Genomic DNA, 12,540 nt, shown 5'->3' with positions numbered 1-12,540 from the left:
TTTTGACTAGCAATGCTGCGTTCACGATGCCGTCAGGGGTCCTTGATCAAACGCGCAAAGTAAAAACCTTCGTAAGGCGCCTGCGGCGCCACGCGCCAACCATACTCGCTTGCCTGACCGAACGGTAGGCTCAAGGCCTGCAAGCGCGCCTCTGGCTGCTCATTAAGGAACCCGGCGACAACCGCATCATTTTCCTCGCTCAAAATGGAGCAGGTGCAGTACAGCAGCACGCCGCCCGGCGCCAGCCACGACCAGGCACGCTGCAACATCTTGAGCTGACGTGCGGCGAGCTGCGCCACGTCCTGCTCACGCCGTAACCATTTGATGTCCGGGTGGCGGGCAATCACACCCGTGCCAGAGCACGGCACGTCCAACAGGACGCGGTCATACTCGCCGGCCCAATCGCCCGGTTCCAGCATATCGCCGCTCATACAACGCGCCTGCAATCCAAGACGCTTGAGGTTGTCTTCAATCCGCGCCACGCGCGCCGGCTCGATATCCAGCGCCGTGCACACGATGTCAGGACACAGCTCAAGCATGTGCGCGGTTTTGCCACCGGGCGCAGCACAGGCATCAAGCACGCGTTGCCCGGACTGCAGCTGCATCAAATGCGCGGCCGCCTGTGCCGAGGGCCCCTGCACAGAAAGCCCACCATCGGCATAACCCGGCAGTTCGGCCAGTTCACGCGACTGCGCCAGCACAACGCCATCGGATTGCACGACATCGCTGCCCAGCGACTGTGCGCTGTCATCAGACAATGCCGTCAACCACTGCGCTCGCGACGATTTCTGCCGGTTGATCCGCAGACACAAGGCCGGATCCTGATTCAACTGATCGAGAATTTCGCCCGCACGATCACCCCAGTCGCGAGTGATCCGCGCCACCATCCAACCCGGAAAAGAGTGCTGCTCGGCCAAGCCCTGCGGCGCGGCGGGCGCTTCGCGCAGGCGACGGCGCAAGATGGCATTGACCAAACCACGCAGGCGCTTGGGTGCGACCTCGACCGTTGAATTGACCGCTGCGTGCGTTGCCACATCGGCCAAGTCAATCTGCGCAGCGCCCAGCCACAAGAGATCCAGCACGCCGCGGTCTTTGGTCGGGCGTTGCAGATAAGCCTGGATCTGTTGTTCGAGTCGCCGTCGGTGGCGCACCGCATGAACGGCCAGGCGACGCGCAAAAGCGCGATCACGTGGCGAAAGCTTACTGATACCCGCCTGACTCAGTGCATCGGGCAGGTTACGCCCTGTATTGAGCAGCGACAGGGCTTTGAGCACCACCTGGCGGGAGTCAGTCAAAACAGCGCTCCGACAGATCGCGACCACGCGCAGCTTCAGCCACGCTCATGCGCCGGGCGCCAGGAAACTGAATCTGATTGAGGCGCAAGGCACCCTGGGCACAGGCAATCGTCATCGTGTCTGAAACCTCAACAATCGTGCCTGGCGCGGCCTCACTGTGCGCCAGCACCTCAACCAGGCCGGCCAGCTTGACGGCCTGGCCATCGAGCGCCGCAAAGCAGCCGGGCCAGGGATCAAAAGCCCGCAGCTTGAGGGCCAGTTCGGTCGCCGGGCGGGAAAAATCCAGCCGGCCGTCATCCTTACTCAATTTGTGCGCATAGGTGGCCAGCGCATCGTCCTGCTCCTGGGCTTGCAGCTGATCCAGGGTTGCCAACCAGCCGGGCAAGCACTGCGCCCCGCGCGCCATCAGCGCATCGTGCAGCAGGCCACCGGTCATGTGCGCATCGATTTCCAGGGACTCGCAGGCCAGAACCGGTCCGGTATCCAGCCCGGCTTCCATCTGCATCAGGCACAGCCCGGTGCGCGTGTCACCGGCTTCAATGGCGCGCTGTATCGGCGCCGCACCGCGCCAGCGCGGCAGCAGCGAAGCATGCAGGTTGACGCAGCCGCGGGCCGGAATATCCAGCACCGCCTGGGGCAAAATCAGCCCATAGGCGATGACCACCATCAGATCGGGCTTAAGCGCCGCGAGTTCGGCCTGGGCCTCAGCCTGCTTGAGCGAAGGCGGCTGATACACCGGCAAATCATGCGCCAGCGCCACCTGCTTGACCGGACTGGGGCTCAGCTTGCGTCCACGCCCGGCCGGTCGATCCGGCTGGGTGTAGACCGCCACCACATCCAGATCGTCATGCCCCAGCAAGGCCTGCAACGGGCGGGCGGCGAACTCCGGCGTGCCGGCAAAAACAATACGCATGGGGGTGCCTTCAGACGCGACCAGCGCGCAGATCTTTTTCGAGCTTCTTGCGGATACGTTCGCGCTTCAGGCGCGACAGATAGTCGACGAACAGCTTGCCATCCAGGTGATCGATTTCATGCTGTATGCATTGCGCGAACAGACCGTCCACTTCCATCTCGATCGGTTTGCCATCCTTGTCCAGAGCGCGGAAGCGCACCACGTCGTAGCGTTTGACCTTCTCGTACGCACCCGGCACCGACAGGCAACCTTCCTCGACATCACAAAGGTTCTCGCCACCGATGATTTCCGGGTTGATCAGCACCAGCGGCTGATCATGATTGGCGGACACGTCGACCACGGTAAAACGGTGCGGAATTCCAACCTGCGTTGCAGCCAGACCTACGCCCGGCGCAGCGTACATGGTCTCGAACATGTCATCGAAGGTTTTCCACAATTCACGATCCACGCGATCCAGCGGTTTGGCAATCTCGCGCAGGCGAGGATCAGGGAACTTCAGAATCGGCATTTGCGACATGAGCGCTGACTCTTTGATTTTTCGGTAATGCTGATAAAGTTAGCCCCGGACTTTGGGGGCATCAGCGAGAGGGGAACCGTGGGAAAGTATAAAGGCTTAGCGCAATATCGGCTGACGTTGGTTTTGCTGGCCGTTTGTGCCTTGCTGGCGCCCGCTGCCGTGGTTCACGCTCAGGAAGGCCCTGAACTCAACCCGGACGTGCCCCTGGAATATGTCGTCAAGCGTGGCGACACGCTGTGGGACATCGCCGAATATTTTCTGCGCGACCCGTGGCTGTGGCCGGAGTTGTGGAACGCCAACCCGCAGGTTGAAAACCCGCATCTGATCTTCCCCGGCGAGGTGCTCTATCTGGTCTGGGTGGATGGTCGCCCACGTCTGCAGCGCGAGCCGCCGGAACCGCGCAACCTGGTGCGCGTCCGCCCGCAGATTCGCAGCACCCCACTGGAAGCGGCAATTCCAACCATTCCTCTGGACGAGATCCTGGCCTTCCTCAAAGGGCCACGCGTCATCGATTCAGACACCTATGAAGATGCACCGCATATCGTGGCCTTTGGCGACAATCGCTTGCTCGGCAGCGACGAAGCGGATGCCTACGTGCGCCACGCCGACGAAGCCAACGGCTATCAGTACGCCGTGGTACGCAAGGGGCAGGTTTACCGTGACCCTGACACCGGCAAGTTGCTCGGTTACGAAGCTATCCCGGTGGCCACGGCCGACATCCAGCGCTTCGAAAAGGTTTCGCATGCGCGCTTGAGCGAAAGCAATCTGGAAGTGCGCGAACTCGACCGCCTGATGCCGCAGGCCTACAGCGATTTCCGCACTGATTTCTATCCACATGCGCCGACTGAAAACATCGAAGGGCGGATTATTGCGGTGTATGACGGCGTCAGTCAGATCGGTCAGTACCAGATCGTGACGCTGAATCGCGGCAGCAAGCACGGCATTGAAGCCGGCCATGTGCTGCGCGTCATGCAGGCTGGGGAAAAGATCCGTGACCCCAAGAGCTCGCGTCTGGCACCCAAGATTCAACTGCCCGACGTCGATGCTGGTCACCTGATGGTGTTTTTGACCTATGAAGACCTCAGCTATGGCCTGATCATGCGCGCCACACGGCCCATTCACATTCTGGACAAGGTTGTAAACCCTGTCCCGGGCGCCTGACCGACAGGAACTCGAAGCCTGGCTCAGGCTGCTGACCTCGCCGGGCCTGGGCCCGGCTCATCTGCGCCGCCTGTGTGACACCTTCGGCGGCGCACAAGCCATACTCGCGGCCCCGCGCAGCCGGCTTGAGAGCTTGCGCCTCAAGGCCGAAACGCTCGACTACTGGCGTGCACCTGACCCAGCCCCCTTGCGCCACGCCCAGAGTTGGCTGGATCAGCCAGGTCACCAGCTGATCCTGGATGCTGACCCGCGCTACCCTGCTCGCCTGCGCGATTTGAATGACGCGCCACCAGCGCTTTTCTATCTGGGCGATCCTGATCTGTTCAACGTGCCGCAGCTGGCCATGGTTGGCAGCCGCAACCCCACTCCCGCAGGGCTGCGCCATGCTCGCCAGTTTGCCCAGCACCTTGCCGGGCAAGGCCTGGGCATCACCAGCGGCTTGGCTCTTGGCGTTGACGCCGCGGCACACCAAGGCGCACTGGAGGCACAGGGCATGACCTTGGCCATTACCGGCACCGGCCTGGATCGCGTCTACCCGGCCAGCAATCAGGCCTTGGCCGAGCGCATTCGCGATCATGGTTTGATCATCAGCGAGTTTCCACCAGGCACCCCGGCGCGGCGCGATCATTTCCCACGGCGCAATCGTCTGATTGCCGCGCTCAGCCTGGGCACCCTGGTTATCGAAGCAGCCCTGCGCAGCGGCTCCCTGATCACCGCACGGCTGGCTGGCGAGCTCGGCCGCGAGGTCTTCGCCATGCCCGGCTCAGTCGACAACCCGCTGGCGCGCGGCTGCCATCGGCTGATCCGCCAGGGCGCCAAACTGGTCGAAACCGCTGACGACATCCTGGAAGAATTGGGCCCATTGTTGGATAATGTCAGCAAGGTCCCGTCGAGTTCGCCTCGCGAGGCCCCACCTGATGTTCACGACAAGGACTATCAGCACTTGCTGAAGCACCTCGACAATGCACCACGAAGCATTGATGAGCTGGTCGAACACACTGGCCTGGCCGTGGACGCCGTTTCCTCCATGCTGCTAATCCTGGAACTGCGCGGTGACGTCGCTATGGCGCCCGGCGGCGGTTACCAGAAATGCCGGCCCTGAATGCAACCCAAAGAATCCATACTCGACGTTCTGCTGTATCTGTTCGAAAACTACTTCGACGATGATCTGGAACCGGTCACCGACCAGACCACGCTGGAAACCGAGCTGGAAGCCGCTGGCTTCCCGCGCGAGGAAATCGAGCACGCCTTTGATTGGCTGGCTGATCTGGAAGAGCACCGCGAGCGCAGCCACTTCACGGCCCAGGATTCGATTCGCGTGTTTGCCGATTCGGAAATGCTGCGCCTGAACACCGACTGTCGCGGTTTTCTGTTGCATGTGGAACGCCTGGGCATCCTCAGCGCCGAAGCCCGCGAAACCGTCATCGACCGCCTGCTTGCCCTCAACGACGAGGACATCGGCGAAGATCAGGCCAAGTGGGTCATTCTGATGGTTTTGTTCGCCCAGCCCGGCGAGGAAGACGCCTTCCAGCGCATGGAAGACCTGGTCTACGACCCACAGGGTCAGTGGATGCACTGAGCCTGCTCGCAGGCCACACGCACAGCCTCACCAAGCGGTCAAAGCGGCCTGTTGCGCAGTCGCAAGCGCACTCATCGGCGGGCCGATGCGGCGACGAAAAGATTTGACTTGTCCGGGCGGCTTTGTTCAAGTTGCGCCCCTTCAGCCCATTCTTACGAGCAGCCCAACCCGGCATGAGCCGCAATCTTGTCATCGTCGAGTCGCCGGCCAAGGCGACCACCATCAAGAAATACCTGGGACCGGATTACGAGGTTCTGGCGTCCTACGGACATGTCCGCGATCTGGTGCCCAAAGAAGGCGCGGTTGATCCCAGCCACGACTTTGCGATGCGCTACGAGGTCATCGAGCGCAACGAAAAGCATGTGCGCAAGATCTCCGACACGCTGAAAAAGGCAGACCAGCTGCTGCTCGCAACTGACCCTGATCGCGAAGGCGAAGCGATCTCCTGGCATCTGCTGGAACTGTTGCGCGAGCGCGGCCTGCTCGACAACAAATCAGTCAAACGCGTGGTCTTTCACGAGATCACCAAATCGGCCGTGCAGGATGCCGTAGCCCACCCGCGTGATGTGTCGTCCGACCTGGTCGATGCCCAGCAGGCCCGCCGCGCACTCGACTATCTGGTCGGCTTCAACCTCTCGCCGCTGCTGTGGCGCAAGGTGCAGCGCGGGCTTTCGGCAGGTCGCGTGCAGAGCCCGGCGCTGCGCTTGATCGTCGAGCGCGAGCAGGAAATCGATGCGTTCGTACCGCGTGAGTACTGGAAGATCATCGCCGAGCTGAGCAAGGCACAGCAGACCTTTGAAGCCAAGCTGAGCCAGCTGGATGGCGACAAGGTCGAGCAGTTCACCATCACCGATGGCGAGACCGCACGCAGCGCGCGCGACCGCTTGCTCAGCGCGGCCAACGGTGCCCTGAGCGTTCGCGATGTCGAGCGCAAGCAGCGCCGCCGCAACCCGGCGCCGCCGTTCACCACCTCCACCCTGCAGCAGGAAGCCGCGCGCAAGCTGGGCTTTTCCGCCAAGCGCACCATGCAGACCGCGCAGCAGCTCTACGAGGGCGGTATCCAGATTGATGGCGAGCGGGTCGGCCTGATCAGCTACATGCGTACCGACTCGGTCAATCTATCCAACGATGCGATTGCCGACATCCGCGAGCTGATCGGCAAACAGTTCGGCGACAAGGCCCTGCCTGACGAGCCGCGCCGCTACAAATCAAAATCCAAGAATGCCCAGGAGGCGCACGAGGCGATTCGCCCGACCTCGGCCGCACGCCATCCTGACCAGGTCACCAGCCAGCTGACACCCGACCAGGCCAAGCTGTACCGCCTGATCTGGCAGCGCGCCGTGGCCTCACAGATGATGCACGCGGTGTACGACATGGTCGGCGCCAACCTGGCTGCGGGCGACGTTGGGGTGTTCCGCGCCACCGGCTCCACCCTGGTCGAGCCCGGCTTCATCGCGGTCTATCTGGAAGGTCGCGATGATGCCGATGACGACGACAAGGACACCAAGCTGCCCGAGCTCAAGGAAGGCGAGCGCATCGACCTGAGCGAGATTCTCAGCACCCAGCACTTTACCGAGCCGCCGCCGCGCTACTCGGAAGCCTCGCTGGTCAAGACCCTGGAAGAATTCGACATCGGTCGTCCGTCGACCTATGCCAGCATCATTTCGACGCTGCTCAATCGCGAATACGTGATCCTCGACAACAAGCGCTTCAAGCCCACCGATGTGGGCAAGATCGTGAACCGCTTCCTGACCCAGCATTTCGAGCGCTACGTCGATTACAAATTCACCGCCAATCTCGAAGATGAGCTGGATGCGGTATCACGCGGTGAGCGCGACTGGATTTCGCTGCTCAACGAATTCTGGGACCCGTTCTCCAAAACGGTGGAAGAAAAAGCCGACATCCCACGCGAGGAAGTTGCTGCCGCCCGTGTGATCGGCACCGATCCGGTCTCCGGCAAGCCGGTCTCGGTGCGCCTGGGACGCTTCGGCCCGTTCGTGCAGATCGGCACCCGCGAGGATGAGGACAAGCCCAAGTTCGCCGGCCTGCGCCCCGGCCAGAGCATGGACAAGATCACGCTCGATGAAGCGCTGGAGCTGTTCAAGCTGCCACGTGAAGTCGGCACCATGCCCAGCGGTCACAAGATCAGCGCCAACATCGGGCGGTTCGGTCCGTATCTGCGCTATCGCGATCCGGACGAGAAGAAAGACAAGTTCGTCTCGCTCAAGGAAGACGATCCTTACACCATCGGCGAGGAACGCGCGCACGAACTGATCGAGGCCAAGATCAAGGCCGACAAGGAAAAGATCATTCGCGTGTACGCCGAGGAAGGCATCCAGATCCTCAAGGGACGCTGGGGGCCTTACATCACCGATGGCGAGAAGAACGCGCGCATTCCCAAGGATGTTGAAGTCGATGATCTCGACCTCAGCGCCTGCCGCGAACTGCTGGCCAAGGCGCCGGAGAAGAAAAAACGCGGTGGCGCAAAGAAAAAATCCCCGGCAAAATCTGCAGCCAAGAAATCCAAAGCGGCGGCCAAATAGGCTGCCGACAGGGCTCCAGCACACAGCAGCATCCGGCAATGAGCACTCCCGTATTCGCGGCCTCACGGCGCGCGCACGAGGCATAAAGTAAGCGTTGTGGCCACACCGACCGGCGATTGGCAAACTTTCAGGGCTGCCCGCGCACTGCGCAGCGGCGGCCTCGTGGCATACCCGACCGAAGCGGTGTGGGGCCTGGGTTGCGACCCCGCCAATGACCAGGCGCTGGCGCGTCTGCTCAACCTCAAACAGCGCCCCTGGCAGAAAGGCCTGATCCTGATTGCGGCGAACTGGGCCCAGCTCGCGCCGTGGCTTAAGGTGAGCGAAGCACCGGAGATCGCCGCCGCACACTGGCCCGGCCACGCCACTTTCCTGCTGCCAGCACGTGATGAAGTCAGCACGCTGCTGCGCGGTCGTCATGACACACTGGCCGTTCGCATCAGCGCGCACCCGCCGGTGCGCGCGCTGTGTGAGAGCTTCGGCGGCGCCATTGTCTCGACCAGCGCCAACCGGCACGGCCGGCCTACACCGACAAGCATTCGCCAGCTGCGCCATCAGCTCGGCCCGGGTCTCGACTTCGTGCTCAACGCCCCACTCGGGCAAGGCCATGGCCCGAGCCGTATCATGGACCCGTATTCCGGCGAGGTGATCCGAGCATGACCCCAGACCAGCGCCTGGCCGCGGTTGAATCCTTTCTGCGCGCCCTGCAGGCCGATATCTGCAGCCAGCTGGAAGACGAGGAAACCTCGTCAGCACGTTTTGTCCGCGACGAATGGCAACGCGCCGAAGGCGGCGGCGGGCTGACCCGCGTACTCGCTGAGGGCGAGGTGATCGAGCGCGGCGGGGTGAATTTTTCGCTGATTCACGGGCGCAACCTGCCCGCCGCAGCGAGCCAGCGCCATCCCGAACTGGCCGGGCGTGATTTCGTCGCCACCGGCGTATCGCTGGTCATTCATCCACGCAACCCGCATGTGCCGACCACGCACATGAATGTGCGGTTTTTTCAGGCCGGCGATATCTGGTGGTTTGGCGGCGGCTTCGACCTGACCCCGTACTACCCGGTTCACGCAGATGTGGTGCAGTGGCACAACTGCGCCCGCGAAGCCGTGGGCGATGAGCTGTATCCCGCTTTCAAGGCGCACTGCGATGAGTATTTCTATCTCAAGCACCGTGGCGAAACCCGCGGTGTTGGCGGGCTGTTCTACGACGACTTCAGCGCCGGCGGTTTTGAGCAAGCCTTCGCCCTGACGCGCCGCGTTGGCGAGATGTTCATTCGCGCCTATCGACCGATTCTGGCCGCACGCAAGGCCACACCATGGAGCGCCGCGCAGCGTGACTTCCAGCTCTACCGGCGTGGGCGCTATGTCGAATTCAACCTGATCCACGACCGCGGCACCCTGTTCGGCCTGCAGTCGGGCGGCCGCACCGAATCCATCCTCATGTCGCTGCCGCCGCTGGTGCGCTGGGACTATGCCTGGCAACCACAGCCGGGCAGCCCCGAGGCAACGCTCTATGATGTCTACCTGAAACCACAGGACTGGCTCGGGAGCACCGCCCCATGACCCTCACCGAACTGCGCTACATCATCGCGCTGGACAAGGAACGCCATTTTGGCCGCGCCGCAGAACGCAGCTTTGTCAGTCAGCCGACCCTGTCCGTAGCCCTGCGCAAGTTCGAAGATCAGCTTGGGGTCACCGTGTTCGAACGCCAGCGTGGCAAGGTCAAACCGACCCCGATCGGCGAGCGCATCATTGAGCAGGCACGCCGCGTGCTGGCCGAGGCACAGTTGCTGGAATCCATCGCCAGCGAAGGCCAGGATGAACTCAGCGGGCGCCTGCGCCTGGGCGCGATCTACACCGTGGGGCCATATCTGCTGCCGCGTCTGATCCCGGCGCTCAAGCAGGTCGCACCCAATATGCCGCTGGCCATCGAAGAGAACTACACCAGCGTGCTCAGCGCCATGCTGAGCCGCAACGAACTCGATCTGATTATCGTCGCGGAACCGTTTTCACCGGCCGGCGTGAGCACCTGGGCGCTCTACGATGAAGCCTTCGTGGTGGCCATGCCGCCGCAACACCCGTGGGCCGAGCGTGCCAGCATCGGCACCAGCGAACTGGCCGACGAAAACCTGCTGCTGCTCGGCCCCGGCCATTGCTTCCGTGATCAGGTCATAGAAAGCTGCCCGGACTGCGCCAAAGTCACCGATGATGAGGAGCCGCTGGCCGGCGGCAGCCTGGAGACCATCCGCCACATGGTGGCCAGCGGTCTGGGCATCACGGTGCTGCCGCAAGCCACGGTTAACCCCGACACGGATCACGGTCAGCTGCTGACCACCCGACCGTTCGCCGGCACGCCGCCGACCCGGCGCATCACCCTGGCCTGGCGTCGCACCTTCCCTCGCATGCAGGCGATCCGCGCGGTTCACGACGCCATCGTGGCCTCGCAGATGCAAGGCGTCAGCTGGATCAGCGACGCCCAACCCAGCGAGTGAGCACGCCCACGCTGCACATTCCGGGCGAGGTGTATCTGGTTGGCGGCGCGGTGCGCGATGCGCTGCTCGGCCTGCCGGTGCATGAGCGCGACTGGGTGGTCACCGGAACCACACCCCAGGCCATGCTGGAGGCCGGTTTTCGCCCGGTGGGCAAGGACTTTCCAGTTTTCCTGCATCCCCACAGCGGTGAGGAATATGCCCTGGCCCGCACCGAACGCAAATCCGGCCATGGCTATGCCGGCTTCGAGTTCCACACCAGCCCGGATGTCACGCTGGAGCAGGACCTGCAGCGCCGTGACCTCAGCATCAATGCCATCGCCCAGGCGGCCGACGGCAGCCTGATCGACCCCTGGGGCGGGCGCGAAGACCTGAACAAGCGGCAGCTGCGCGCGGTTTCTGCTCACTTCGTGGAGGACCCGCTCAGAGTCCTGCGGGTGGCCCGCTTCCGGGCCCGCTTTCACGCCCAGGGCTTCGAACTGGAGACGGCCACCGAAGCCCTGCTGCGCGAGATCGTGGCCAGCGGAGAACTGCAGCATCTGGTCGCCGAACGCATCTGGCGAGAAACCGAAAAAGCGCTGATGAGCGCACACCCGGCCGAGTATTTTCGCCTGCTGCGCCGGATCGGCGCGCTGGCCGTGCTGTTCCCCGAGCTCGACCGCCTTTACGGCGTGCCGCAGAACGCCAAGTATCACCCGGAAGTCGACAGCGGCATTCACGCCATGCTGGCGATCGAGCAGAGCGCCCACATCAGCAACGATCTGGCCACCCGCTTTGCCGTGCTCTGTCACGATTTCGGCAAGGGCATCACCCCTGCTGACGTGCTGCCCAGCCATCGCGGACACGAGCACCGTGGGGTGCCGCTGGTCAAAGCCTTTTGCCAGCGCCTGCGCGTGCCCAAGGCACTAGAACAGAGCGCCACCGCCGTCACCAAGCTGCACCTGCTGTGTCATCAGGCGCGCGAACTGCGCCCTGAAACGCTGCTCAAGCTGTTCGAGCAGCTTGACGCGTTACGTCGACCGGAACGCGTCGAAATGTTTGTCAGCGCCTGCCTGGCCGACGCACGCGGGCGCACCGGCTTTGAACAGGCGCACTACCCGCAGGCCGATTACCTGCGTCGCGCCTTTGCCGCGCTCGGCGAGGTCTCCCCCGCCGCACTGATCGAACAGGGCCTGCAAGGCGCCGCCCTGGGCAAAGCACTGCGCCAGGCCCGGGTCGACCGTCTGGCCCGCTTCAAACGTGCCGAATTACCAGAATAGGACCAGGATCACGCCGCCCAGGATCAAGCGGTAGATCACGAATGGCATGAAGCCGTAGCTCTGCAACAGACGCAGCAGGAAATGGATGCAGGCCAGGCCGCTGACAAACGCCACCGAGGTGCCGATGGCGATCTCCAGCCACGGTGCCGGCGCATCCGAGAGCAGCAAGGCAAGCAGCTCATAGGCGGCGGCCAGCGCGATCACCGGCACCGCCATCAGAAACGAGACGCGCGCTGAGGCAACCCGGCTCAACCCCATCGCCATACCCGCGGTCATGGTCACTCCAGAGCGAGAGGTGCCCGGAATCAGGGCCAGGGCCTGGGCGCAGCCAAGCAGAAAGTACTGGCCCCAGCCGAGCTGCATTTCGCTGCGCTCGCCGCGCAGGCGGGTATCAGCCCACCACAGCAGCAGAGCGAACACGATCAGATTGATGGCGACGATGATCGGGCTGTCGATCTCAGCCTCGAACACCACCCGGATCAGCATGCCCACCAGACTGGCCGGAATTGTCGCGACCACCAGCCCCCAGGCCATCCGCGCATGCGGGCTCCAGCCGCGCCCGGTCAGCGGCTCAAACGCCGCCGGCACTAGGGTCGCCAGATCACGCCGGAAATAGGCCACGACCGCGACCAACGTGCCGAAATGCACCGCCACATCAAACGCCAGCGAGTGCGCCTCCCAACCCATGAACAAGGGCGTGAGCACCAGATGACCGGAGCTGGAAATCGGCAGAAATTCGGTCAGGCCCTGAATCAGGCCTAGCAGCACAGCATGCAATGCATCCATAT

12 protein-coding genes are annotated in these 12,540 nt (G+C 63.1%); 8 read left to right on the top strand and 4 right to left on the bottom strand.

Annotated elements, in window-relative coordinates:
* Positions 1–32: 32 nt before the first annotated feature.
* The 3 genes from rsmB to def are packed head-to-tail and all read right to left on the bottom strand — an operon-like array spanning position 33 to position 2,725.
* Complete coding sequence (gene rsmB, locus ATO7_RS14955; RefSeq protein WP_158523229.1) at positions 33–1,295, bottom strand: 16S rRNA (cytosine(967)-C(5))-methyltransferase RsmB; 1,263 nt, start codon at positions 1,293–1,295, stop codon at positions 33–35.
* Positions 1,288–2,208 carry a methionyl-tRNA formyltransferase gene (fmt, locus tag ATO7_RS14950; protein ID WP_083563146.1) on the bottom strand — a complete coding sequence of 307 codons (921 nt, stop codon included), beginning with the start codon at positions 2,206–2,208 and terminating at the stop codon, positions 1,288–1,290. The genes rsmB and fmt overlap by 8 nt, the downstream gene beginning before the upstream one ends.
* A 10-nt stretch (positions 2,209–2,218) precedes the next feature.
* Positions 2,219–2,725, bottom strand: coding sequence for a peptide deformylase (gene def / locus ATO7_RS14945; RefSeq protein ID WP_083563144.1), 507 nt, complete (start codon positions 2,723–2,725; stop codon positions 2,219–2,221).
* Positions 2,726–2,803: 78 nt separating this feature from the next.
* Between def and ATO7_RS14940 the strand changes: the two genes are divergently transcribed.
* The 8 genes from ATO7_RS14940 (at position 2,804) to ATO7_RS14905 (ending at position 11,752) form a co-directional block, all read left to right on the top strand.
* Positions 2,804–3,886 (top strand): LysM peptidoglycan-binding domain-containing protein, encoded by a 1,083-nt coding sequence (locus ATO7_RS14940; protein ID WP_158523228.1) that lies wholly within the window; start codon positions 2,804–2,806, stop codon positions 3,884–3,886.
* Complete coding sequence (gene dprA / locus ATO7_RS14935) at positions 3,870–4,988, top strand: DNA-processing protein DprA (protein WP_083563140.1); 1,119 nt, start codon at positions 3,870–3,872, stop codon at positions 4,986–4,988. Before ATO7_RS14940 ends, dprA begins: the two co-directional genes overlap by 17 nt.
* Positions 4,989–5,465 carry a DUF494 family protein gene (locus ATO7_RS14930; protein ID WP_083563138.1) on the top strand — a complete coding sequence of 159 codons (477 nt, stop codon included), beginning with the start codon at positions 4,989–4,991 and terminating at the stop codon, positions 5,463–5,465.
* A 173-nt stretch (positions 5,466–5,638) separates the two neighbouring features.
* A complete protein-coding gene (locus ATO7_RS14925) occupies positions 5,639–8,008 on the top strand; it encodes a DNA topoisomerase I (protein ID WP_083563137.1) in 2,370 nt (789 codons plus the stop codon).
* A 162-nt stretch (positions 8,009–8,170) separates the two neighbouring features.
* Positions 8,171–8,665 carry an L-threonylcarbamoyladenylate synthase gene (locus tag ATO7_RS14920; RefSeq protein WP_240499495.1) on the top strand — a complete coding sequence of 165 codons (495 nt, stop codon included), beginning with the start codon at positions 8,171–8,173 and terminating at the stop codon, positions 8,663–8,665.
* Positions 8,662–9,567: an oxygen-dependent coproporphyrinogen oxidase gene (hemF, locus tag ATO7_RS14915; RefSeq protein ID WP_083563133.1), complete on the top strand. Its 906-nt coding sequence runs from the start codon at positions 8,662–8,664 to the stop codon at positions 9,565–9,567. The genes ATO7_RS14920 and hemF overlap by 4 nt, the downstream gene beginning before the upstream one ends.
* Positions 9,564–10,496 carry a hydrogen peroxide-inducible genes activator gene (locus tag ATO7_RS14910; RefSeq protein WP_083563131.1) on the top strand — a complete coding sequence of 311 codons (933 nt, stop codon included), beginning with the start codon at positions 9,564–9,566 and terminating at the stop codon, positions 10,494–10,496. The genes hemF and ATO7_RS14910 overlap by 4 nt, the downstream gene beginning before the upstream one ends.
* The gene (locus tag ATO7_RS14905; protein WP_240499494.1) at positions 10,493–11,752 is read left to right on the top strand and encodes a multifunctional CCA addition/repair protein; all 1,260 of its coding nucleotides are present in this window, start codon (positions 10,493–10,495) and stop codon (positions 11,750–11,752) included. Before ATO7_RS14910 ends, ATO7_RS14905 begins: the two co-directional genes overlap by 4 nt.
* Here the strand turns inward: ATO7_RS14905 and ATO7_RS14900 are convergent.
* Positions 11,741–12,538: an undecaprenyl-diphosphate phosphatase gene (locus ATO7_RS14900; protein WP_083563129.1), complete on the bottom strand. Its 798-nt coding sequence runs from the start codon at positions 12,536–12,538 to the stop codon at positions 11,741–11,743. The genes ATO7_RS14905 and ATO7_RS14900 overlap by 12 nt on opposite strands.
* Positions 12,539–12,540: the final 2 nt, after the last annotated feature.

Origin of the sequence: Oceanococcus atlanticus (assembly GCF_002088235.1) — a bacterium.
GTDB lineage: Bacteria > Pseudomonadota > Gammaproteobacteria > Nevskiales > Oceanococcaceae > Oceanococcus > Oceanococcus atlanticus.
The sequence above is the reverse complement of the archived record's forward strand: the minus strand, read 5'-3'. Positions and strand labels throughout refer to the sequence as shown.

Coding starts and splice junctions, on each gene's coding strand:
- fmt (WP_083563146.1), bottom strand. CDS start 2,208: ATGCGTATTGTTTTTGCCGGCACGCCGGAGTTCGCCGCCCGCCCGTTG.
- def (WP_083563144.1), bottom strand. CDS start 2,725: ATGTCGCAAATGCCGATTCTGAAGTTCCCTGATCCTCGCCTGCGCGAG.
- ATO7_RS14930 (WP_083563138.1), top strand. CDS start 4,989: ATGCAACCCAAAGAATCCATACTCGACGTTCTGCTGTATCTGTTCGAA.
- ATO7_RS14925 (WP_083563137.1), top strand. CDS start 5,639: ATGAGCCGCAATCTTGTCATCGTCGAGTCGCCGGCCAAGGCGACCACC.
- hemF (WP_083563133.1), top strand. CDS start 8,662: ATGACCCCAGACCAGCGCCTGGCCGCGGTTGAATCCTTTCTGCGCGCC.
- ATO7_RS14910 (WP_083563131.1), top strand. CDS start 9,564: ATGACCCTCACCGAACTGCGCTACATCATCGCGCTGGACAAGGAACGC.
- ATO7_RS14900 (WP_083563129.1), bottom strand. CDS start 12,538: ATGGATGCATTGCATGCTGTGCTGCTAGGCCTGATTCAGGGCCTGACC.